The 23,330-nt window shown below is 67.7% G+C and carries 16 protein-coding genes; 8 read left to right on the top strand and 8 right to left on the bottom strand.

Annotated elements, in window-relative coordinates; genetic code table 11:
• Positions 1–26 precede the first annotated feature (26 nt).
• From ACIGJC_RS23890 to ACIGJC_RS23865, 6 genes are all read right to left on the bottom strand, one after another.
• Entirely contained in the window at positions 27–965 is a 939-nt protein-coding gene (locus ACIGJC_RS23890) for a tripartite tricarboxylate transporter substrate binding protein (RefSeq protein WP_483711879.1), read from the bottom strand.
• 123 nt (positions 966–1,088) lie between these two features.
• Positions 1,089–1,442, bottom strand: coding sequence for a Zn-ribbon domain-containing OB-fold protein (locus ACIGJC_RS23885; RefSeq protein ID WP_483711878.1), 354 nt, complete (start codon positions 1,440–1,442; stop codon positions 1,089–1,091).
• Entirely contained in the window at positions 1,439–2,584 is a 1,146-nt protein-coding gene (locus ACIGJC_RS23880; RefSeq protein WP_483711877.1) for a thiolase family protein, read from the bottom strand. The genes ACIGJC_RS23885 and ACIGJC_RS23880 overlap by 4 nt, the downstream gene beginning before the upstream one ends.
• A 1-nt stretch (position 2,585) precedes the next feature.
• Positions 2,586–3,827 carry an ABC transporter substrate-binding protein gene (locus ACIGJC_RS23875; protein ID WP_483711876.1) on the bottom strand — a complete coding sequence of 414 codons (1,242 nt, stop codon included), beginning with the start codon at positions 3,825–3,827 and terminating at the stop codon, positions 2,586–2,588.
• 49 nt (positions 3,828–3,876) lie between these two features.
• Positions 3,877–4,938 (bottom strand): cyclase family protein, encoded by a 1,062-nt coding sequence (locus tag ACIGJC_RS23870; RefSeq protein ID WP_483711875.1) that lies wholly within the window; start codon positions 4,936–4,938, stop codon positions 3,877–3,879.
• A 1-nt stretch (position 4,939) separates the two neighbouring features.
• Entirely contained in the window at positions 4,940–5,758 is an 819-nt protein-coding gene (locus tag ACIGJC_RS23865; protein ID WP_483711874.1) for an IclR family transcriptional regulator, read from the bottom strand.
• Between the two features lie 263 nt (positions 5,759–6,021).
• Between ACIGJC_RS23865 and ACIGJC_RS23860 the strand changes: the two genes are divergently transcribed.
• The 3 genes from ACIGJC_RS23860 to ACIGJC_RS23850 all read left to right on the top strand — a co-directional run bounded on the left by ACIGJC_RS23860 (position 6,022) and on the right by ACIGJC_RS23850 (position 10,556).
• Positions 6,022–8,133, top strand: coding sequence for a 3-hydroxyacyl-CoA dehydrogenase NAD-binding domain-containing protein (locus ACIGJC_RS23860; protein ID WP_483711873.1), 2,112 nt, complete (start codon positions 6,022–6,024; stop codon positions 8,131–8,133).
• A 72-nt stretch (positions 8,134–8,205) separates the two neighbouring features.
• Positions 8,206–9,456: a CaiB/BaiF CoA transferase family protein gene (locus ACIGJC_RS23855; RefSeq protein WP_483711872.1), complete on the top strand. Its 1,251-nt coding sequence runs from the start codon at positions 8,206–8,208 to the stop codon at positions 9,454–9,456.
• A gap of 122 nt (positions 9,457–9,578) precedes the next feature.
• Positions 9,579–10,556 (top strand): Bug family tripartite tricarboxylate transporter substrate binding protein, encoded by a 978-nt coding sequence (locus ACIGJC_RS23850; RefSeq protein ID WP_483711871.1) that lies wholly within the window; start codon positions 9,579–9,581, stop codon positions 10,554–10,556.
• 95 nt (positions 10,557–10,651) lie between these two features.
• On the opposite strand, the gene ACIGJC_RS23845 is transcribed toward ACIGJC_RS23850, so the two are convergent.
• Positions 10,652–12,394 (bottom strand): sigma-54 interaction domain-containing protein, encoded by a 1,743-nt coding sequence (locus tag ACIGJC_RS23845; RefSeq protein WP_483711870.1) that lies wholly within the window; start codon positions 12,392–12,394, stop codon positions 10,652–10,654.
• A gap of 176 nt (positions 12,395–12,570) precedes the next feature.
• On the opposite strand from ACIGJC_RS23845, the gene ACIGJC_RS23840 reads away from it, so the two are divergent.
• The 5 genes from ACIGJC_RS23840 to ACIGJC_RS23820 all read left to right on the top strand — a co-directional run bounded on the left by ACIGJC_RS23840 (position 12,571) and on the right by ACIGJC_RS23820 (position 21,954).
• A complete protein-coding gene (locus ACIGJC_RS23840) occupies positions 12,571–14,118 on the top strand; it encodes an acyl-CoA carboxylase subunit beta (RefSeq protein WP_483711869.1) in 1,548 nt (515 codons plus the stop codon).
• Positions 14,119–14,183: 65 nt separating this feature from the next.
• Positions 14,184–17,498 (top strand): acetyl-CoA carboxylase family protein, encoded by a 3,315-nt coding sequence (locus tag ACIGJC_RS23835; RefSeq protein WP_483711868.1) that lies wholly within the window; start codon positions 14,184–14,186, stop codon positions 17,496–17,498.
• Between the two features lie 52 nt (positions 17,499–17,550).
• Positions 17,551–20,013 (top strand): CaiB/BaiF CoA-transferase family protein, encoded by a 2,463-nt coding sequence (locus ACIGJC_RS23830; RefSeq protein ID WP_483711867.1) that lies wholly within the window; start codon positions 17,551–17,553, stop codon positions 20,011–20,013.
• 45 nt (positions 20,014–20,058) lie between these two features.
• Positions 20,059–21,081, top strand: coding sequence for a Bug family tripartite tricarboxylate transporter substrate binding protein (locus tag ACIGJC_RS23825; protein ID WP_483711866.1), 1,023 nt, complete (start codon positions 20,059–20,061; stop codon positions 21,079–21,081).
• A 117-nt stretch (positions 21,082–21,198) separates the two neighbouring features.
• Positions 21,199–21,954: a TetR/AcrR family transcriptional regulator gene (locus ACIGJC_RS23820; protein ID WP_483711865.1), complete on the top strand. Its 756-nt coding sequence runs from the start codon at positions 21,199–21,201 to the stop codon at positions 21,952–21,954.
• A gap of 27 nt (positions 21,955–21,981) precedes the next feature.
• Here the strand turns inward: ACIGJC_RS23820 and ACIGJC_RS23815 are convergent, their stop codons facing one another.
• Positions 21,982–23,313, bottom strand: coding sequence for a DUF1254 domain-containing protein (locus tag ACIGJC_RS23815; RefSeq protein WP_483711864.1), 1,332 nt, complete (start codon positions 23,311–23,313; stop codon positions 21,982–21,984).
• Positions 23,314–23,330: the final 17 nt, after the last annotated feature.

Genomic DNA, 23,330 nt, shown 5'->3' with positions numbered 1-23,330 from the left:
GAGCAAGGCGTGCGAGTTGAGAGAGATCAGTCGATCGTGGCGCCCGAGGTCTTCACGACCCTGGCCCACTTGTCGATTTCCTGCCCGATAAAGCGGACGGTGGCCGGGGAATCGGTCCATTCGGCGGCGAAGCCCTGCGTGGCGAAGCGCGCGCGCACGTCCGGGTCCTGCAGGACGGCCTTGAGCGCGCCGTTGAGCGCGCCCAGGACAGCGGGCGGCGTGCCGGCCGGGGCCAGCAGCGCGTTCCATGCGCTGGCCTCGTAGCCGGGCAGGCCGGCCTGCGCGATGGTCGGCGTGTCGGGCGCGGCCGGCGAGCGCGTGGCGCCCGTGATGGCGAGCGCCTTGAGCTTGCCGTCGCGCACGAACGGCATGGCCGACAGCATGGTGTCGAACATCACGGTGGCCTGGCCACCCATCACGTCGGTCAGCGCGGGGGCGCTGCCCTTGTAAGGCACGTGCGTCATGTGGATGCCCGCCATGCTGTTGAACAATTCCGCGGCGAGATGGGTGGACTGGCCGTTGCCGGAACTGGCAAACGTGACCTGTCCCGGCCGGGCTTTGGCCAGCGCGATCAGCTCGGCCACGCTGGTGGCGGGGGTGGCCGGTGCGGTCACCAGCACCAGCGGGCCCTGCGTGAGCAGGCTGACCGGCGCGAAGTCCTTGCGCGTGTCGTAGCCGGGCTTGCTGAACAGCGTCATGTTGATGGCGTGCGCGGTCGTGGCGACCAGCAGCGTGTAGCCGTCAGGCGCGGCCTTGGCCACGGCTTCGGCGCCGATATTGCCGCCGGCGCCGGGGCGGTTCTCCACCACCAGCGGCTGGCCCAGCTTCTCGGACAGCTTCTGTCCGACCACGCGGGCGACGATATCGGTCGGCCCGCCCGGCGGATAGGGCACCACCAGCCGGATCGGCTTGTTGGGGAACGACTGTGCCTGCGCGGCCGGCAAGGCCGTGGCGGACAGGGCCATACAGGAAATCAGGGCGAGCGTGTGCCGCCGGGATCGATTCGGTGCCAAAGGTCACTCCGGTTGTGGATGCCGGCCGGGACGGACAGGCGCTGCCGGCAAGGCGCCAGAGGCGGCGCTGGTTCGCTATTCGCGCCGGAAACGCAGCAGCGTGCCTTCGCCGAAGCGCAGGAAGCCGGCCCGCACCCGCTCGCCGATCGCTACGCCGGGCTCGGCATGGCCCATCACGCGCGGGCCTTCGTCGAGCGTGGCCAGCACCAGCGTGTAAGGCGCTAGCGCACGGAACGCTTCGTCTGGCGCACGGCTGATCTCGGTCACGGCGTGGACTGTCGCCAGTCCCCCGGCATCGCGCCAGCGCAGGTGCAGCCCGCCGCAGGCACGGCATGCATGGCGCTCCAGCGGCTGCCATGCGCCGCAGTCGTCGCAGCACTGGTAGCGCACCACGCCGGCATCGAGGCCCGCTGTGTAGGGATGGGTCATGGCAAGGCCTCCAGTACCAAGCTGACGTGGGATGACAGCACACCGCCATCGGCATGGAACAATGCGCGCCGGCGCGTGCCGGCCTGGTGCTCGCCGGCACGGCCGGCGAGCTGCCGCGCGGCTTCGGCCAGGTGCATCAGGCCACCGGCCACGCCCGAGTGCCCGAAGGCCAGCAAGCCGCCGTGCGTATTGAGCGCCAGCGGGCCGCCGCCACCGAAATCGCCCGCACGCAGCCGCGCCTGCGCTTGCCCGCGTTCGGCCAGGCCAAGTTCTTCCAGCAACATGACCAGCGTGATGGTGAACGAGTCGTAGATCGCGAGGTAGTCGATGCTCTCCACGCCGCCGCCTGCCTCGGCAAACGCGCGCCGCGCAGCGTCGGCGGCGCCGGTCAGCATGACATCGTCGATGGCGCTCAGATGCTGGTGCCGATGCGCTTGCCCCGCGCCCGCGATGCGCACCGGCGTGCCGGGTCCAGGCTCGGCGGACACGACCACGGCGACCGCGCCGTCGGAGATCGGGCAGCAATCCGACAGGCGCAGCGGCGTGGCGATCGCGCGCGCTGCACGCGCGTCAGCCAGCGACAGCGGTTCGCGCAAGTGCGCATCGGGGTGGCTTGCGGCGTGTTCGCGCATCAGCACGGCAAAGCCCGACAGCGCATCGGCATCCATGCCAGCTTCATGCAGGTAGCGCGAGGCCAGCAACGCGTAGTAGGCCGGCACCGAAGCGCCGTTGGGCACCTCGACGTGCGGTTCGCCGACCTGCGCCAGCGTCTGGATCGACTGGTCGCGGCTCTGGCCGCTGAGGCGGTTTTCGCCGGCCACGACGAGCACGTGGCGGCAGCGGCCGGCGCGCACCAGCTCATGCGCGAGCATCGCCATCACGCCGCCGGTGGCCCCGCCCGCGGCCACGCCGTGCGCGTAGGCGGGCGTGAGCGAGGCGAACTCGCAGAAGCGGTCGGCCAGCATCAGGTGCGGCAGCGTGGTGGCGTAACCGCACAGCACGCCGTCGATGTCCGCGCGTGCCAGCCCGCTGTCGGCCAGCGCGACATCGGCGGCCTGCGCCATCAGCGTCAGTGGAGTGCTGCCCTCAATGCGGCCGAAGCGCGTATTGCCGGTGCCGCGTATGAAGCCTTTGCGCGCCATATCAACGCTTGAGCAGCGGGCATTGCGACTTCGACACCGGCATGAAGGCCTGGTCGCCCGGCACCGTCGCCAGCACCTTGTAGTAGTCCCACGGATACTTGGACTCGGCCGGACTCTTCACCTCGAACAGGTACATGTCATGGATCATGCGGCCGTCTTCGCGGATGCGGCCGTTCTTCGCAAAGAAGTCGTTGATCGGCATCGACTTCATCTTCTTCATGACTGCGGCGGTTTCGTCGGTGCCGGCGGCCTGCACGGCTTTCAGGTAGTGCATGACCGACGAATAGGCGCCGGCCTGGCTCATGTTCGGCATCTTCTTCAACTTCTCGAAGTAGCGCCGCGACCAGGCCCGTGTGGCGTCGTTCATGTCCCAGTAGAAGGCCTCGGTCAGCACCAGCCCGGCCGCCGTCTTCAGGCCGATCGCATGGATGTCGTTGATGTACAGCAGCAGGCCGGCCATGCGCTGCGCGCCGTTGCGGGTCAGGCCGAATTCCGAGGCGGCCTTGATCGCGTTGACGGTGTCGCCGCCCGCATTGGCCAGGCCTACCACCTGCGCCTTGCTGGCCTGCGCCTGCAGCAGGTAGGACGCAAAGTCGCTCGCGCCGATGGGGTGGCGCGCGGCGCCCAGCACCTTGCCGCCGGTTTCGTTGATCACGGCGGTGGCCGATTCCTGCAGCGTGTGGCCAAAGGCGTAATCGGCCGTGAGGAAGAACCAGGTCTTGCCGCCACGCTGCACCATGGCGCGCGCGGTGGTGTTGGCAAGCGCATAGGTGTCGTAGGCGTAATGCACCGACACCGGCGTGCACAGGTCGTTGGTGATGCGCTCGCTGCCCGGGCCGGAGAACACCACGATATGGTTCTTCTGCTTGGCCACGTCCAGCACGGCCAGCGCCGGCGCGGAGGCCGCCACGTCGAGGATGGCATCGACATGGCCGGTGTCGAACCATTCGCGCGCCTTGTTGGCGGCGATGTCGGCCTTGTTCTGGTGATCGACCACCACCAGTTCGATCTTCTTGCCCAGCACGTTGCCGCCGAAGTCGTCAATGGCCATCTGCGCCGCAGTGGCGCTGCCGCGGCCGGTGACATCGGCGTACAGGCCGCTCATGTCGAGCAGCATGCCGATCTTGACCACGTCGTCGGAGATCGCGGCCTTTGGCTGGGCCTGCGCGCCGGCGCAGGCAAGCGCGGCGGCCACGGCGAGCGTGCCGGCGGCCTTGCGGAACATCGAATGGCGTTGCTTCATGGGGTCTCCCTGGCTTGTCGTGCGTGTCGTACGATGTCGTGTGATGCGGTCAAACCGTGGCGATGGGCGTTACCGGCGAACCTACCGCGCCGGGCAAGCGTAGCGGCGGGGCGGTGAGCTGGAAGCGCGTGCGGCCATTGGCGCGCAGCCAGTCGGCCAGTTCGCGCAGGTACCACAGCTCGCCCAGCGGCAGGCCCAGCTTGAACAGGCAGTGGTGGTGCAGCGGCAGCAGCGGGTGATGCTTGTCGCCATCGGGCGCGGGGCGGGCAGGGTAGCGCTCGACGGCATAGTTGTCGGCGACCAGCGCCGCGATGCCGCTATCGGTGATCCATCGCAGCAGCTTCTCGTCGCGCCCGTCCAGCGCGCAGCAGCTGTGGTGCAGCACCGCTTCGTCGGGCTCGCGCTGCATCGACAGCACGATTTCGGCAAAGCCGGTGCGCAGCAGCAGCATGTCGCCGGGCTCGACCCCGGCCTTGGTTGCGTCCATGGCACGCATCAGGTCGTCGTAACCGACGTTGCGGAAATCCATGCCGAAGATGTGCGCCAGGTCCACCAGCACGCCGCGGCCCTGCATGCCGCTGACCGCGAAGTTCTCGATGCCCAGCGCCTGCGCCGCGCTGTGGTCGTGGCCGTGGCCGCACGGGTGGGCCGCGAAGTGGTCGTCCTCGGCATAGTCCATCGGGCCGACGATATGCTCGTTGGCGCGGTAGCCGTTGTAGTAGACGCGTTCGGGCCGGCCGTCGCCATCGGCATCGAACAGCGCGCCCACGTGCGCGAGCGAATCCCATTGCGTGCTGTACTGCAGGCACATCAGCACCTGGTCGTCGCTGAGCACGTCGATGGCGGCCGGATCGACCTTTGCCAGCGGAAAGTTCACGTAAGGAATATCGTCGCGGAACGTTGGCCGCAGCACCGGCGCGTGGCGGCGCGGGTTGAGCTTGTTGCCGCCCGGGTAGTCGAGCGGCAGCGACAGGCAGAAGCTGCGGCCAGCCTGCACCTCGCGCGCCCCCTTCACGACTTGCTCGGGGCCGATCAGGTTGATGCGGCCCAACTGATCGTCGGGCCCGAAATCCCCCCAGTTGGAACCTTGCGGACGTTGCTTCCAGCGCATGTCATGCCTCCTCTCGGGCGCGTGGCCGGGCGGCCGGCCGTTGTTGTTCGGTAGCGGGGACGGCGCTCGTGAGCGGGCGCCAGTTCTGCCGGATGGCTTCGGCCTCGCGCCGCAGCGCGCGCGCCATGGCGGCTTCGCGGTCGCTGATGCGTTCATTGAGCGCGGCGATGCTGATGGCGCCAAGCGGATAGCCGTCGGGGCCGGGTAGCGCGATGGCGATCCCGCCCATGCGCTCGACCACCACGTCCAGCAGCACCGCGTAGCCGCGTTCGCGCGTGGCCTCGATATGGCCGAGCAGCATCGGACGGCTGAAACGCGGATAGCGGCGCATGGCCGGCGCGATGCCGTCGAGCACGGCCTCGACCTCCGCGTCGGGCAGGGCAGCCAGCAGCGCCAGGCTGCCGGCGCCGATGCCCAGGGGCCGGCGGCTGCCGATCTCCAGGTAATTCGCGCGGATCGGGAAGGTGCCCAGCCGCAGTTCGATGCAGACCGACTCGCAGCCGCTGGGCACGGACAGGATGGCAGTATCCTGGAATGCGTTCGCCAGCCGGATCAGCGCTGGCCGGACCAGCGGGCGCAGGTCGGTGCGCTGCACGGTGGTGGCATGCATCGTCAGCCATTCCGGGCCCGGTGTGAATGCCTTGGTGGCAGGGTCGCGTTCCACCAGGCCTTCTGCCACCAGTGTCTCCAGCAGGCGCAATGCCGATGCCTTGTCGACGCCGGCGGCGTTGGCAAGGTCGGTCAGGCGGCTGTTACGGGCATCGGTCAGCGCGCGCAAAAGGCGGCAGGCCTTCTGCAGTGAAGTGCTGGGAGTGCTCACGCCGGGTTGTCTCCTGTCAGGTTTTCGTGAAATGAAACCTGTGGGAGCGGTTATAGGCCAAGCCGCAAGGCCCGTCATTCTGCGTCGCGGAAAAATTTTGCCCGTTGAAACTCCGGGCCAGTCGTTGAGGCGAGGCGGGGGCGCCACTCCATGGGCAAAACTCGTGACGTCAAATTGTATTTGACATTTTGTCAATGACCATTGGGATTGTATAGCCAGTTTATCGAGGCAAAATGCCGGGTTGACCTCAACCGGAGACAACCATGACCAACGAAGCTTCCGTCGTCCGCGCGGTTCGCCACGGCGACGTGCAGGTGATCAGCCTGTGCAATCCGCCGGTCAACGCGCTGGGCGTGGCGGTGCGCCAGGGCCTGAAGCAGGCCATAGAGCAGGCGCAAGCCGATGCCGGCGTGCGTGCCGTGCTGGTCGTGGGCGAAGGCAAGGCCTTCATCGCCGGGGCGGATATCCGCGAATTCGGCAAGCCGCCGATGCCGCCGTCGCTGCCCGAGGTCTGCAATCAGATCGAAGCGAGCGGCAAGCTGGTGGTTGCCGCCATCCATGGCCCGGCGCTCGGCGGCGGGCTGGAAGTCGCCATGTCGGCGCACTATCGCCTGGCGTTGCCGGGTGCCAAGCTCGGGCTGCCCGAAGTCAACCTGGGCCTGCTGCCCGGTGCCGGCGGCACGCAGCGCGCGCCGCGGCTGATGGGCGCCAAGGCCGCCGCCGAACTGATGCTCAGCGGCAAGCACCTGTCGGCCAAGGCCGCGCAGGCCGCCGGCCTGGTCGATCGCCTTGCTGAAGGAGATGATCCCGTGGCCGCCGGCCTGGCCTATGCCAACGAACTTCTCGAGCAGGGCGCCGCGCCGCGCCGCACGCGCGACCTGGCCGTTGCCGACAAGGCCGCCGCGCTGGCTGACCTTGACGCCCTGCAGGCCGAGACCGCGAAGAAGAGCCGCGGCCTGTTCTCGCCGCTGAAGATCATCGAATGCGTGCGCGCCGCCGTGGAACTGCCGTTCGACGAGGGCGTGGCGCGCGAGCGTGCGCTGTTTGTCGAATGCCTGAACAGCCCGCAGCGCGCGGGCCTGGTCCACGCGTTCTTTGCCGAACGCGAAACCGCCAAGGTGCCCGAAGCGCGAAGCGCCGCGCCGCGCGCGCTTAACCGCGTCGCCGTGATCGGTGGCGGCACCATGGGTGCTGGCATCACCGTGGCCGCGCTTGACGCCGGCCTGCCGGTGGTGATGATCGAGCGCGACGCGGAATCCATCGCGCGCGGCCAGGCCAATGTCGAGAAGGTCTACAACGGCCTGATCGCCAAGGGCCGCATGACCGAGGAAGGCAAGGCCGCGATCCTGTCGCGCTACACGCCCAGCACGTCGTATGAAGCGATTGCCGACGTTGACCTGGTGATCGAGGCTGTGTTCGAGGACATCGAAGTCAAGAAGGCCGTGTTCCAGGAGCTGGACCGCGTGTGCAAGCCGGGCGCTGTGCTGGCCACCAATACCTCGTATCTCGATATCGACGCGATTGCGGGCAGCATCTCGCGCCCGCAGGACGTGATCGGCCTGCACTTCTTCAGCCCGGCCAACATCATGAAGCTGCTGGAGATCGTGGTGCCGGCCAAGGTCAGCCCCGACGTGGTGGTGACCGCGTTCGAACTGGCCAAGCGCATGAAGAAGATCCCGGTGCGCGCGGGCGTGTGCGACGGCTTTATCGGCAACCGCATCCTGGCGGTCTACAAGCAGGCCGCCGACTACATCATGGAAGACGGGGCGAGCCCCTACGAGATCGACGAGGCCGTGCGCGGCTTCGGCTATCCGATGGGCCCGTTCCAGGTGACCGACCTGGCCGGCGGCGATATCGGCTGGGCCACGCGCAAGCGCCGCGCCGCCACGCGCGACCCGAAGGCGCGCTACGTCGAGGTTGCCGACCGCATCTGCGAGCGCGGCTGGTTCGGCCAGAAGACCGGCCGCGGTTTCTACCTCTACCCGCAAGGCGCGCGCGTCGGCCAGCCCGATCCGGAAGTGCTCGCCATCGTCGATGCCGAGCGCCAGAAGAAGGGCATCGTGCCGCGCAAGTTCACGGCCGAAGAAATCATGCGCCGCTATATGGCAGCGATGGTCAACGAAGGCGCCAAGGTGGTGGAAGAGGGCATCGCGCTGCGTCCGCTCGACGTCGACGTGACGTTCCTGTCCGGCTACGGCTTCCCGCGTTTCCGCGGCGGCCCGATGCAGTACGCCGACATGGTCGGCCTGCCGAAGATCCTGGAAGATATCCGGACCTTCGCCAAGGAAGACCCGCTGTTCTGGAAGCCCGCGCCGCTGCTGGAAAAGCTGGTGTCGGAAGGCAAGGATTTCGCCAGCCTGAACCAGGCGCGCTGAGCCCCGGGCTGGCCACTGTAGTTCATTGCGACGCGGCCAACCCTGCCACGTCGCAGCCCATGGAGACGAGCAATGCAAACTACGACGGAACAATCCCAGGGCATCGACTTCCCGCTGGAAGGGGTCCGTGTGCTGGACCTGTCGCGCGTATTCGCGGGGCCGCTGTGCGGCCAGGTCCTGGCCGACTTCGGCGCCGAGGTAGTCAAGGTCGAACACCCGGGCCGCGGCGACGACACGCGCGACTGGGGCATGCGCATCGGCAAGACCGAGACCACGTACTTCAACAGCATGAACCGCAACAAGCGGTCCATCACGCTGGACCTGCAGAGCAAGGAAGGCGTGCAGATCGTCTACGACCTGCTGCCGCAGTTCGACGTGGTCATCCACAACTTCAAGACCGGCGGCGCCGAGAAGCTGGGCCTGGGCTATGAGCAGCTCAAGGCAATCAAGCCCGAGCTGATCTATTGCGCGGTGTCCGGCTACAACAGCAGCGGCCCCGAGGCCAAGCGCCCCGGCTACGACCTGGTGATCCAGGGCGAGGCCGGCCTGATGGCGCTCAACGGAGAAGCCGACACGCCGCCGCTGAAGTTCGGCGTGGCCGTGGTGGACCTCATGACCGGCATGTACGCCGCCCAGGCCGTGCTGGCGGCGCTCTTCCGCCGCGAGCGCAAGGGCAAGGGCCAGCTCATCGAGATGGCGCTGTATGACTGTGGCCTGATGGTCACCGGCTACTACGGCCTGGATGCCATGCTGCTTGGGCGCGACCCGGCGCGCTACGGCAATGCCCATCCGTCCATCGTGCCATACGGCATGTTCGAGTCCGCCGACGGCCCGCTGATCATCGCCGTAGGCAACAACAGCCAGTTCGACAAGTTCTGCCGCCAGGTGATCGATCGCCCGGACATCGTCGAGGATCCGCGCTACGCGACCAATGTCGAGCGGGCGAGGAACCGCGAGACGCTGACCCCGTTGATCACCGGCCTGATCCGCAGCTTTGCGCGCGACCTGCTGCTCGAACGCATGACGGCCTGCGGCATCCCGTGCGGCAAGGTGGCCGGCCTGCACGAGGCGCTGACCAGCGAGCGGACCCGCCAGGGCGGCCTGCTGCGCGACATGCCGCATCCGGTGGCGGGCAGCACGCATGTGTTCGCGCCGCCGTACCGCATCGACGGCCAGCGCTTGCCGATCCGCAGCGCGCCGCCCACGCTGGGCGAAGGCACGCGCGCCGTGCTGCAGAACCTGCTGCAGCTGAGCGACGCGCAACTGCAGGACTTGCAGGCGCGCGGCGTGCTGACGCTGCCGGAAGCACCGGGCAACGCCTGATCACTCGGGCCGCGTGGACGTCATGAGCGTCGGCGCGATCCAGGCCTGGCAAGGGGGCCCAATGGAGACCTTGCACTGACTCAAACTGGAAGAACAAAGTGCGCATTCAACATCTCACCCGTATGGTCCATTCCCGCCGTCGTGTCATCCTGGCACTGGCCGCAGCGCCGCTGCTGATCAGCAGCGCGTTCGCGCAGGCGTGGCCGGCCAAGCCGATCAAGCTCGTCGTGCCGTTCCCGCCGGGCGGCCCGACGGACACCGCGTCGCGCATCGTCGGCCTGAAGCTGGGCGAGGCCCTGAAGCAGCCCGTGATCGTGGAGAACCGCGCCGGCGCATCGGGATCCATCGCGGCCGCGCAGGTGGCCAAGAGCCCTGCCGATGGCTACACGTTCATGATGCTGGCCACGCCGACGCTGCTGGCCCCGTACCTGTACAAGAAGGCCGGCTACGACACCACCAAGGACTTCACGCCGGTGGCCACGGTCTATGACCTGCCCATCGTGGTCGTGGTGAATCCCACGCTGCTGCCCAACGTGACCGACCTGTCGAAGCTGATCGCGCAAGCCAAGGCCCAGCCCGGCAAGCTCAACTACACCAGCTCGGGCGCCGGCAGCTTCGGCCACCTGAGCATGGAACTGCTCAAGCAGATGGGCGGCTTCGAGATGCAGCACGTGCCGTACAAGGGCGGCGTGCCCGCGATCAGCGACACCATCGGCGGCCAGGTGCCGATCATGTACGCCGACCTCGTCGCCGCGCTGCCGCATATCCAGGCCGGCAAGCTGCGCGCCATCGCGGTCGGTTCGCCGCAGCGCGTGGCCATGCTGCCGGACGTCAAGACGATCGCCGAGCAGGGCTTCAAGGGCTATGACGCGGTGTCGTGGGGCGGCCTGTTGGCGCCTCCGGGTACGCCGAAGGACATCGTGGACCGCGTCTCGACCGAAGTCGGCAAGATCCTGGCGGACAAGGATGTCCAGGACAAGCTGCTGAAGGCCGGCGCTATCGCCAGCTATCAGAATCCGGCGCAGATGGGGCAGCGTATCCGCCAGGATTACGCCAAGTGGGGCAAGGTGATCCGCGAGAAGGGGATCGCGGTCGAGTAAGGGGTGTTGGGGGTGTCATTACCAACACCCTCAAAATACCCGTATGTTTGCTCCCCTCTCCCACGCAGTGGGAGAGGGGAGAAACCCGTCAGCCTTCACCGCCCCGGCCCGCGCTCCAGAATCTTGTACAGATGCGAGCGCGAGATCCGCAGTTGCTCGGCGGCACGCTTCTTGTTGCCGCCATGGCGCGCAATCGCGTCAACCACAGCCGCATAGGCAAGCTCGCTCATGCCCCCAGCCGCCTCGTTCACCGGCAACGTCGCCGCTGAGGCAGGCACGCCAATTGCGTCAGCATCTTCATGCGGATACGCCCGCGCCAGCGGGTGCACCGCCGCATCGCTCTCCACACCCGCCAGCCCGCGCGCCGCTTCGCCGCGCGCAAAATCCACGACGCGCAGCGTGCGGCCGTCGCAGAACACCAGCGCTTCCTCGATGCGCTGGCGCAACTGACGCACGTTGCCGGGCCAGGGCTGGCCCGCGAGATGCCGCGCCACATCGAGATCGATCTTCGGCAAAGGCACGCCGTTGCGCGCGCAGAACGCGCTGACGAAATGCTGTAGCAACGCGGGAATGTCCTCTCGCCGCTGGCGTAGCGCAGGAATGCGCAGCACCACGCCGCTGAGCCGATAGTAAAGATCGAGACGGAACCGTCCCGCATCGATCAGCGCGGGCACATCGCGATTGGTGGCCGAGATCAGCCGGAAATCCACCCGCTGCGCGCGGCGGCTGCCGAGACGTTCGACCATATGGTCTTCCAGCACGCGCAGCAGCTTGACCTGCATCTCCATCGGGATGTCCGCGACCTCATCGAGGAAAACAGTGCCGCCGGCCGCGAGTTCGAGCTTGCCGGCCTGTCCCTGGCGATGGCTTCCGGTGAAGGCGCCGGGCGCGTGGCCGAACAGTTCTGATTCGATCAGCGTGGCGGGCAGCGCCGCCAGGTTGAGGCTGACCAGCGGGCGTTCGCCCACCGGTTCGCGTCCGGCACCGTGGATGGCGTTTGCCACGAGCTCCTTGCCCGTGCCGCTTTCGCCGAGGATCAGCACCGGCACGTCGAGCCGTGCCACGGTCTGGATCTCGCGGCGCAGGCGCTGCATCGGCGCGCTTTCGCCGATCAGGCCCAGCGCCGGCTGCGTGTCGCGCAGGCCGTCCAGTTCGCGCTGATAGCGTGCGACCTGCGAGCGCAGTTCGGACAGCTCGTCGTGCATGCGGACCATGGCCTCCGGACCCTTGAACAGGACCTGGCCGATGGCCCCGACCACCTCGCCGTCCTGCCGGATCGGAATGCGGTTGACCACGCGCGTGATGCCGTTCATCTGCTGCAGCTGCCCGATCTCCGCCTTGCCGCTCGCCGCCACCTGCGGCAGCCGCGAATTCGGGATGACCCTGGCGGCCGGGCGCCCGATGCCTTCACCGGCGTCCAGACCCAGGAACTTCTCGTGTACGGGACTGATGAAGCGCACGCGGCCGTCCCGGTCTGCCACGGTGATGGCCTGGTAGGGGTCGGTCAGGAAGTGGTCGAGGATCGCGCTGGCGAAAGGCACCGTGCCAAGGAAGTCGAACAGCACCGCGTGCGTGTCCGCGCGGTGCAGCAGGATCAACTGATTGCCGCCGTCCTCCAGGCACAGGCCGATGTAGCGGTGCTCCCCTGCGTCCACCGGAAACAACCGGCGGCCATGAGCACGATCCGTGGCCCGGTCACAGGCGGTCTCGGCGGCATCGGCCGTGGCGGAGTCGGCACAGACGCCGACCGCTGCGACACGTACACCATCCGAACCGCGAACCACGGCGCCAAGCGCACGGGCGGCTGAGGTTGTCCCTTGTGTTGCTGTTGAGGACATGGGTTGTCTCCGCGTGTGTCCTCACTGCGGACACATTCTGTCTTTGTAGCGGACATCTTAGATGCCATGAAGAAAATCCTCAATGAAATCAAGACGAGCCGGAGTGTCTTCAACATGGCACGGGTCGTGCGGTAGTGAACGCGACACATCCATCTTGAAGACCCCCGGAGACAACCGTGACCTGGCAACCCGAAATCGACGAACTGGCCTACCGCCGGCGGCTTGCCGAGCGCATGGGCGGCGAAGACAAGGTCGCGCGCCACCGCGAGGCCGGCAAGTTGACTGTGCGGGAGCGCATCGCCCGGATCGCCGATGAAGGATCGTTCCGCGAGGTCGGCGGCCTCAGCGGCAGCGGCCGCTATGACAGCAATGGCCGGCTTGTGGACCTTGTGCCCTCCAACCTGGTTATGGGCCGCGCGCAGGTCGGCCGACGGCCGGTCGTGCTGGTCGGCGACGATTTCACCGTGCGCGGCGGCGCCAATGACGGCGCGGTGGGAGACAAGCTGATCCACGCCGAGAAGATGGCGCATGACCTGCGCCTGCCGATGATCCGGCTGGTCGACGGCACCGGCGGTGGCGGCTCGGTGCGCAATATCGAGATCAAGGGCCATACGCTGATCCCCACCATGAAGGTCTGGCAACACGTGGTGCAGAACATGTCCGTGGTGCCGGTGGTGTCGCTGGCGCTCGGATCGGTCGCGGGCATGGGCGCGGCACGCGTTGCCGCCAGCCATTACTCGGTGATGGTCAGCGAGACCTCGCAGCTCTTTACCGAAGGCCCACCCGTGGTGGCGCGTATCGGCCAGCAGCTCACCAAGGGCGAGCTGGGCGGCAGCCATATCCACACGCGCAATGGCGTGGTGGATGACGAAGTCGCCAGCGAGCAGGAGGCTTTCGAACACGCACGCCGCTTCCTGTCCTACCTGCCAGCGTCGGTCCATGAATTGCCGCCGCGCACCCAGTCCACCGATGATGCCGCGCGCCGCGACGAGTGGCTGCTTGCCGCCATTCCGCGCGATGGCCGTGCCGTCTACAAGATCCGCCCGATCGTGCAGGCGCTGGTGGACGACGGCTCCTTCTTCGAGACCGGCCGGCAGTGGGGCTGCGCCATCGTGACCGGTCTGGCGCGGCTGGACGGCTGGCCCGTGGCGGTGATCGCCAGCGACCCGTACTTCCACGGCGGTGGCTGGGATAGCGCCACCGCCGAGAAATTCACGCGCTTCGTCGACCTGGCGCAGACCTTCCACCTTCCCGTGGTCAACCTGGTTGATACCGCCGGCTTCCAGATCGGCCTGGAAGCGGAGCAGGCCGGGACCATGCGCCATGGCGTGCGCGCGCTGGCCGCGGTGTACCAGGCGACCGTGCCGTGGTGCTCGGTCATCCTGCGCCGGGCGTATGGCATGTCCGCCGCCGCGCACCAGCACATGGGGCGCTTCAACTGCCGCTACGCCTGGCCTTCGGCCAACTGGGGCGCGATGCCGATCGAAGGGGGCCTTGAAGTCGCCTACAAGGCCGAGATCGAAGGCGCCGACGACCCGGTGCAGAAGCGCGCCGAGATCGAGCAGCGCGTGCGCAGCCTGACCTCCCCATTCCGCAGCGCGGAGGCCTTCGTGATCGAGGACATCATCGACCCGCGCGAAACCCGCACGCTGCTGTGCGAGTTCGCCAACCTGGCCGCGCCGCTGCGCGAAGCCGGCATCAGCCGGTTCGGCATCCGGCCCTGAGCAAGATTCACACACCGTTGGACCGGCCGCAGAAGCCGGGCCGCAATCTGTACAAGGAGACCGAATTGAAGAAGCTGCTGATCGCCAACCGCGGCGAGATTGCATTGCGCGTCCTGCGCGCCGCACGTGACCTGGAAATCGCCACCGTCGCGGTGTATTCGCAGGACGATGCCAGCGCGCGGCACCGCATGCTGGCCGACGAGGCCATTGCCCTCGACGGCTGGGGGCCGGCCGCGTACATCGACATCGCGGGGATCATTGCCGCGGCGAAGACTTCCGGCAGCGATGCGATCCATCCGGGCTATGGGTTCCTGAGCGAGCGAGCGGACTTTGCACAGGCTTGCGTCGACGCGGGCATCACCTTTGTCGGACCGACCATCGAGCAACTCGCCCTGTTTGGCGACAAGGGCCGGGCGCTCGAACTGGCGATGGACAGCGACGTCCCCGTGATGCCGGCAACGCGCGGCAGTGCATCGCTCGACGAGATCACCAGATTCTTTGACGCGCAGGGCGACGCCGGCGTGGTCATCAAGGCGGTCGGCGGCGGCGGTGGCCGCGGCATGCGCGTGGTGCGGCGGCGCGAGGAACTGGCCGAAGCCTATGCACGCTGCCGGTCCGAGGCGGCCTCCGCCTTTGGTGTCGATGCGCTCTATGCCGAGCGGCTGGTCAGCCGCGCGCGCCACATCGAAGTGCAGATTGCCGGCGACGGTGCCCATGTCATTGCGCTGGGCGAGCGCGACTGTACCTTGCAGCGCCGCTTCCAAAAGCTCGTCGAAATCGCGCCAAGCCCTGTTCTCCGGCCGCAGTTGCGCGAGGGCATCATCAAGGCCGCGCTGCGGCTCGCACGCCGCGTGAACTACCGCAGCCTTGGGACCTTCGAGTTCCTGGTCGAGGAAACCGCAGCGGGCGAGCAGAAGGACTTTGTCTTCATCGAGGCCAATCCGCGCCTGCAAGTCGAGCACACGATCACCGAGCAGGTCACTGGCGTGGATCTCGTAGCGCTGCAGATCGGGCTGGCTGCGCGACGCACGCTTGGCGAGCTTGGCCTCGACGCCGCCGCGCCACCTCAGCCGAAGGGCTATGCAATCCAGGTCCGCGTCAATGCGGAAATCACCGATGCACAGGGCCTGGCGCGGCCAGCGCATGGCCGGCTGGAACGCTTCGACCCGCCTTCCGGTCCCGACGTGCGCGTCGATTCGCATGGCTACACGGGCTACGAGCCGTCGCCCAACTTCGATACCCTGCTGGCCAAGCTGATCGTGACCAGCGCGGCCCCGAAGTTCGATGCCGCGGTACGACGCCTGCAGCGCAGCCTTGCGGAGTTCCGCATTGTCGGCGTGCCGACCAATATCGACCTGCTGCGCGCACTGGTGCAGCGCGATGACTTCCTTGCGCAAGACGTGCATACGCGGCACTTCGAAGCGATCTTGCCGGAACTGGCGGCATCGGCCGCGGCCATCGCGGACGCCGGGCGTGCGCACGAGGCGATGCTTGGCGGCGCAGCGCGCCCAGCGTCGCACACGCCCCGCGCATCGGAGCCCGAGGAAGAACTGGAAGACGGGCTGGTCGCGATCCGCGCGCCGTTGACCGGCCGCGTGGTGGAGATCTCCGTCGCAATTGACGAGATCGTCAAGCCCGGCCAGACCGTGGCGGTGCTCGATGCCATGAAGATGGAGCACGCGATTGCGGCCGAGTGCGGCGCACGCGTGGTCGACCTGCGGCTGGAGAAAGGCGCGCTGGCGTCGGAAGCCCAGATCCTGATCGTGCTGGAGCAGGTTGAAGCCGATGGCGTATCGGTTGTAGCGGCTCAGAAGGTCGATCCGCACGCGATCCGCGCGGACCTGCAGCGCGTGCTGGACCGACATGCCATCCTCGAAGACGCGGCGCGCCCCGACGCTGTCGCCCGGCGCCGTTCTCGCGGCCAGCGCACCGCCCGCGAGAACGTGGCCGACCTGTGCGATGCGGATTCCTTTGTGGAATACGGCGCGCTGGCGCTCGCGGCGCAATCGTCGCGCCGCACCAGAGAGGACCTGATCGCCAACACGCCCGCTGACGGCCTCATCACCGGCATTGGCAGCATCAATGGCGCGCTCGTCGGCACGGACCGCGCGCGCAGTGCGGTGATGGCGTACGACGCGACGGTGCTTGCCGGCACGCAGGGTAAGCGCAATCACATCAAGACCGACCGCATTGTCGAGGTCGCGCTGCGCGATGAACTGCCGCTCGTACTGTTTGCCGAAGGCGGTGGCGGCCGTCCCGGCGACGTGGATTTCCCCTCGGTGTCCGGCCTCTACCAGCCGTCGTTCGCCGCGTTCGCGGAGCTGAGCGGCGAGGTGCCGGTGGTCGGCATCGTGTCGGGCCGGTGCTTCGCGGGCAATGCCGCGTTCCTCGGCTGCTGCGATGTGATCATTGCCGACAAGTCCGCGAACATCGGCATGGCTGGGCCGGCGATGATCGAAGGCGGCGGCCTCGGCATCTTCCGTCCCGAAGAGGTAGGCCCCGCGCCCGTGCAGTTTGCCAATGGCGTGATCGACGTGCTGGTCGAGAACGAGGCCGAAGCCGTGCAGGTCGCCAGGCACTACCTGTCGATGTTCCAGGGGCGCGTCGAACACTGGAGCGCGCCGGACCCGCTGGCGCTGCGCCATGTCGTGCCCGAGAACCGCCTGCGCGTGTACGACACCCGCAAGGCCATTGAAGGCATTGCCGACGCGGGCAGCGTGCTGATGCTGCGCGGCGGCTTCGGCGCCGGCATCCACACGGCGCTGGCGCGCGTGGAAGGGCGGCCCGTGGGCATCATGGCCAACAACCCCTATCACCTTGGCGGCGCCATCGATGCCGATGCGGCCGACAAGGCGTCGCGTTTCATGCAGCTGTGCGATGCGCATGGGCTGCCGATCGTCTCGCTGATCGACACGCCGGGATTCATGGTCGGCCCCGAGTGCGAGGCGCGTGCGCAGGTGCGCCATGTATCGCGCATGTTCCTGACGGCGGCCAAGCTGCGCGTCGCGCTGCTGGCGGTGACCTTGCGCAAGGGCTATGGCCTGGGCGCGATGGCCATGGCGGGCGGCGGCTTCCGCTCGGCGAACTTCACCGTGTCGTGGCCCACTGGCGAGTTCGGCCCGATGGGTCTGGAAGGCGCGGTCCGGCTGGGCTTCAAGAAGGAGCTGGAAGCGGTGCCGGACGGCCCCGAACGCAAGGCGCTGTTCGAGCAGCTGGTCGCGCAGTCGTACGAACGCGGCCACGCGATCAACACGGCTGCGGCGGTGGAGATCGATGCCGTGATCGACCCGGCCCAGACGCGCAAGTGGATCGCGCAGGGCATTGCGTCGGCCGAGGTGCGCAGCCGCCGCGAACGCCGCGGGTTCGTCGACGCGTGGTAAGCGCGATGGCAGAGGCATCACGGTATCCGTCCATCACAGCCAGGGAGTTTCCATGATCATGAAAGAACCTGACCCGGCGCAGCTCGCGCTGGGCGGGCTGCGCGTACTCGAGATCGGCACCGGTGCGGCGCTGGCGTACGCGGGCAAGCTGTTCTCCGACTTCGGCGCCGAAGTCATCAAGGTCGAAAGTCCGGCGGGCGACGCGTGGCGGCAGATGCCGCCGCTGGTCAGCGTGCCCGGCGCCGCCCAGCCGGAAAGCGCGCTGTTCGCGTGGCTGAACACCAACAAGCGCAGCGTCACCGCCGATGCGGCAGACGCCGATGACAACGCATGGCTGGCACACCTCGCGCGCACTTGCGACGTGGTGCTCGACGCGCGCGCCCTGGATGAAGGGCCGGGCATCGTTGCCACGCCGGTCTGGTCAGGCGCGGCCGGCGGCCATGAGCCGGTCGAGGTAGCCCTCACCTGGTTCGGGGAGAGCGGCCCCTACAGCGGGTATGCGGGCGCGGAAGCTGTGTGCCGGGGCCTTGCCGGCGCGATCCACGGCAGTGGTCCGCCAGACGGTCCGCCCCATATGCCGCACGACGTGCAGACCGCGATCGTGGTCGGCCTGAGCGCGTTTTCGGCCGCTGTCGCCGGTCTTATCGGCAGCGCGCAGGGCAGCCGCCGGTACGTGCTCAGTGAACACGAATGCGCCTTCAGCGTAGTCGAGATGGAGGCCGGCATGGTACCCGACAAGCGCCACCCGTTGCGTCGTCTTGGCGTCAACCGCTTCTGCGGTACGCATCCGGCCGGCATCTTCGAGACCGCGCAAGGCTGGATCGGCATCTTCACGCACACGCTGCCGCAGTGGAAGGCGCTGTGCGACGCGATCGGGCGCCCTGAACTCGGCGGCGATCCGCGCTTCGCGAACGGCCAGGAACGCATGGCGCGGGCGGACGAGATCGACGATCTGCTGATTCCGGCCTTCCGGACGCGTACGGCAAGGGAATGGTTCGAGATCCTCGGGGACAAGAAGCATCCGACGGTCATCGTGCCGACGATGGACGAGTTGCTGCGCCAGGACGTCCATCGTCAGCGCCATGCGTTCGTGCCGGTCGAAGCCGCGGGCGTTACGTTTGAAGGCCCGGTCGTGCCGCTGCGTCTCGATGCAGCGGGACCGTTGCATGGCGGTCCCGCGCCAATGAAGGGGGCTCACGATGCCTTCTATCGGGCAGCCGGACTGGATCATCAGCCGCACCGGACACTGCGCAGAACCTCCTGCGCGGAGCTGCCCTTGCAAGGTGTGCGCGTGGTCGACCTGACGATGGGCTGGGCGGGTCCGCTTGCATCCCGGACGCTGGCCGACTTCGGCGCGGAGATCATCAAGGTCGAGAGCACCGGCTATCCCGACTGGTGGCGCGGCGCAAACTTCACCGAGGAGTTCTATCGCGAACGGCTGTACGAGAAGAACACCAACTTCAACCTGATGAACCGCAACAAGCTCGGCATCACGCTGGACCTGACGCGGCCCGAGGGCAGGCAGTTGCTGCTCGACCTGGTGGCGGGCGCCGATGCCGTTATCGAAAACTACTCGGCCGAAGTCCTGCCGAAGCTCGGGCTCGACTACGAGGCGCTGCGCGCCGTCAACGAGCGCCTGGTCATGGTGTCGATGCCAGCGTTCGGGCTTGGCAACGCGTGGAGCAACACGCGCGCGTATGGCGGCACGCTGGAACAGGCCAGCGGGCTGCCGCTCCACACCGGGCACCCGGATGGACCGCCGGCCATGACGTCCTACGCCTACGGCGATCCGATCGGCGGACTGAATGCCGGCGCCGCGATGCTGCTCGCGCTGTTCGCGCAGCAGTCGACTGGCAAGGGCCGGCATCTCAACCTGTCGCAGGTCGAGGCCATGTTGCCGATGGCCGTACCGTTCATCATCGAGCAATCGGTCAGCGGCGCGGTATCGCCGCGCCAGGGCAACCGCCATCCGTTGAATGTGCCGCACGGCTGCTTCCGTTGCGCGGGCGACGATGCGTGGATCGTACTGACCGTCACTGATGCGGAATGGCCCGGCCTGTGCCGCGCCATCGGCAGCGACGATCTGGGTGCGGATGCGCAGCTTGCCCACGCAAGGGGGCGCCGTGCGCAGCAGGACAGGATCGACGCAGCCATCGCGGCGTGGAGCGCGGGCCGCGATCCGGAGGACGCCATGCGCGTGCTGCAGCAGGGCGGGGTTGCCGCAGGCGTGGTTCGCCCCATGTCGCAGGTGCTGCAGGACGCTCACCTTCGCGCACGGGGCTTCTGGCGTGACTTGCAGCGCGCCCACAGTGGCACGTACACCGCCAGCACACCGTGGTTCCGCACCTGCCACGACGCCATGCCGGTCCGCAGCGCGTCGCCGACGCTGGGGCAGCACACCGAAGAGGTGCTCGCCCGCGTGCTGGGGCTCGGCGCGGCGCGGATCGCGGAACTCGAACGCATGGGCATCACCGGCAAGACCGCGCAGCCGAAGTCATCAGGCAAGGCCGCGTAGGTCGACAAGGCATTCAGGAACACCCAGCAAAAACAGGAGACAAGCATGCAGGAACTCAATTTTTCTATGCGCTGCCGCCGGGCGTCAGGCCGCTTCAGAGTGGCTGCTGCCGCGCTGGTCGCGTTGACTTGCACGATCGCGGGGCCGGCCGCCGCCCAGAGTGCGAACTGGCCGAACAAGCCCATCCGGATGATCGTGCCGTTCCCGGCCGGATCGTTCACCGACACGGTGGCGCGCGTGCTGTCCGAGCACCTGAGCAAGTCGCTCGGCCAGCCGGTGATCGTCGACAACAAGGCCGGCGCGAACGGGCTGATCGGCGTGGCCGAGGCTGCCCGCGCGGCGCCGGACGGCTACACGCTGCTGGTCACCAATTCCAGCAGCATCACCATCAACCACCAGGTCTACAAGAAGAGCAACTACAAGCCGAAGGACTTCACGCCGGTCACGCTGGTGCTGGAGGCGCCGTTCATCCTCGTCACGAATCCGGAGTGGTCGCAGAAGAACGCAGTCGGCACGTTGCCGGAGCTGGTGAAGTTCGCCACGCAGAATCCGGGCAAGATCAGCTACGGCTCGGCCGGTCCCGGCAACATCGCGCACCTGAGCTTTGCGATGCTGAATAACCGGACGAAGATCAAGACCACGCATATCCCATACAAGTCCGCCGCCCAGGCGGAGATGGCCGTGATGAGCGGGGAGCTCGAGACCGCTTTCGACACCTGGAGCGCGCTGCCGCAGATCAAGGTCGGCAAGCTCAGGCCGCTCGCCGTCAGTTCGTCCAAGCGCATGACGCAACTGCCGGATGTGCCGACGCTGGAGGAGCTTGGCATTGCGCCGTTCAACGTGACGTTCTGGATCGGCATGCTCGCCCCGGCCGGCACGCCGCCGCAGATTGTCCAGAAGCTCAATACCATCACGCATGGCCTGCTTGAGGACAGCAAGGCGAAGGCGGCGCTGGGGCAGCAGGGCGAGGTGGTGATGATCGACCCGGCCACGTTCGCGAAGCGCATCGAGAAAGAGGACGCGAGCTGGGGAACCGTGATCCAGCGAGAGGGGATTACGCTGGAGTGACCCCCGCACGGCAGTCAAGGCAGCGGCTCAAGGGCCGCCGCCTTCATATTGCCAAAGCGATTGCCTGAACTCTGTCCAACTCCGATAATCATTCACCTCCCATCCAGATTCCCAGGCATGAGCCGCATCCGCACCCTGAGTTCCCTCGTTGCCGAGGCCGGCCAGCCGGCTCGCAGCAAAGCCAAGGCCGTGCCGGCGGAGCCTGCGCCGTCGGCCGGCCCGCAGCAAAGCGAGACCGCGATGCGCATGCTGGAAATCGCGGAGCGGTTGTTTGCCGAGCACGGCATCGAACAGGTGCCCCTGCGGCAGATCGTGGTCGAATCCGGCCAGCGCAACCGCTCGGCATTGCACTACCATTTCGGCTCGCGTGAAGCACTGGTTGCCCATCTGCTCAATATGCGGCTGGCCCATATCAACGTGCTGCGCAACGCCCATCTGGACGAAGTCGAGGCCGACGGCAAAGCGGGCGACGTCCGCGCGATCGTGTATGCGTCGATCAGCGCGCTGGCCGATACCGTCGTCACGACTACGTGGGGAGGAAGCTACCTGCAGGTTGCCGCGCAGACCATGTTCAGCCCGACGCTGTTCAGCGCGGACCTGCTCGACAAGAACGCGCTGACCGGCCTGGTCCGCACGCGGAAAATGATCATGGCGGCATTGCCTGATGTGCCGGCGAAGGTGATGGACTACCGCCTGATGTGGTTCAACCACGGCACGGTCTTCTCGCTCGCGGACTGGTACCAGCGCGCGCGCGGCGAACACCGCGCGCCGCCGGTCGACGAACTGGCCGACTATTGCACTGCGGGGCTCACCGGGCCCGTGACACGGACTTCCGGCGGCACCCGCCGCGGCGGCAAGGCGCGCACGGACTGAGCGGCAGCGGCGACCCCGCTACGGTCTTTACGACACGCCGTTGACGCGCCGGATCGGCGGATAGGCGAAGCTCTTGTCCAGGTGCGACTGGCGCGGCACGTACAGCCGCAGCGTGACGTAGAACGGCTCGGCGGGCGCCGGCAGCCAGTTGCCCCGCAGCGCCAGCGCATCCGGCGCGCGCTCGCCCAGGAACAGGCGCAGGCTCCCATCCGCTTCATGACGCAGGTCCGGTGAGCGGTCCCCCAGCGAATACCGGCACAGCGCGTTCTCCACCAGCATGCAGTCGGACTTGCGGTAAACCGTGAGGGACCAGAACGCGTCCACCTGCGGCAGTCCGCTGGCAGGAAAAACCAGTTCGTAGTCGCAGCGGCCATCCAGTGGCTGCCCTTCGCCATCGCAATCCGCGATCAGGTACATCGCTTCTTCCATGCCCAGCGCGCCGATGTAGTTGCGCGCGACCAGCGCACGTTCCAGGTAGCGTTCGCCGAATGTCGACAGCAACTCGACCGGCAGCGACCAGCCGCCGCCGAGGTCAGACGGAATCGGCGCACCCAGTTCGGCCTCGAGTTCGGATAAGGCAGCGGCCATTGCGCTGCGCTGTGCCTCATCGGGTTCCATCGCGTCGCAGTCTGCGCCGATGCCGACGGCTGCAAAGCGGGCCACATGGACCGCCTGGCTGGCCGGCGGCGGGTTGTCGCGCAGCATCCGGTTGACCACGGCGGTAAAGCGCAGCGGGTCGCCCACGCGCTCGCCGGGCTGCATGCCCACGTCGAACGCGCGCGCGGCCGGCGTGCCGTCGAGGCGCGTCAGGCTGACGGCATCCTGCAAGTGATGCACGGCTGGCAGGTCCGCTTCGCCATCGACCAGCCAGCGGCCGATCATCCAGACTGCGTCGGTCGGGCACGCCAGCGGCTGCATGCCGGGCGGGATCTCGCCTTGCCAGCGCGGCCCGTGGAGCAGATAGCGGCCCGCGCCGGTGCCGGTGGTCCGGCTGCCGACCGCATCGAACGGGTTGGTGTAGGCGTCGAGCAGGCCGAGCACGTAATAGCGCCCGCCCGTGTCCGGCACGCTGAGGCAGACCGGTCCTTCGGACAGGTCGAGCCAGGCGTTGGTATAGAGCGTGTCGTTGTTGGGCGTAACCACCTGACGGTGCTGCGGCCCAAGCAGGACGCGCGTGTGGAAAAGCTGGTTGACCCAGCGCAGCGGGGTGTCGGGGGTGTCGCCGGCAAAGACCCCGTCGGGGCCGCGGCGCGGGCACGTTGCGGCGCGCATGCGTGCCATCTCGTAAAGCGGATAGGTGTACACGACGGCATCGCGCAACAGCGCGGCGCGATCGGAAGAGGGATGCGGGGCGTTCATGGCGATCAGGTTCCCAG

This window comes from Cupriavidus sp. C3SS-1, from assembly GCF_057073755.1.
The sequence above is the reverse complement of the archived record's forward strand: the minus strand, read 5'-3'. Positions and strand labels throughout refer to the sequence as shown.